At 53.4% G+C, this 320-nt stretch carries 1 protein-coding gene; it reads right to left on the bottom strand.

Going from position 1 to position 320, the window contains the following annotated elements; all coding sequences use genetic code 11:
• Positions 1-320 (bottom strand): hypothetical protein (locus Q4563_RS18210; RefSeq protein ID WP_303605505.1); only part of this gene is annotated, 320 nt, incomplete at both ends.

Genomic DNA, 320 nt, shown 5'->3' with positions numbered 1-320 from the left:
GGTCAAGGTCGGTAAGTGTCTGGGCATAGGCCACCAGCGAACCGGCACCGGAACCCCGGCCAGGCCCGACGGGAATATCGTGCTGTTTGGCCCACTGAATAAAGTCCATCACGATCAGGAAGTAACCGGGGAATCCCATCTGGATAATAATATCCAGCTCGAAGATCAGCCGTTCATCATAGGGTTTGCGCTTCTCACGGTATTCTTCGGAGTCTTTCGGAATACCGGCCAGAATCACCTCCAGACGTTCTTCCAGACCCACTTCGGATATCTTGCGGAAAAAATCCGCTTCACTCATACCTTCGGGGATCGGGTAATCC

It is taken from the genome of Gilvimarinus sp. 1_MG-2023, assembly GCF_030548285.1.
The sequence above is the reverse complement of the archived record's forward strand: the minus strand, read 5'-3'. Positions and strand labels throughout refer to the sequence as shown.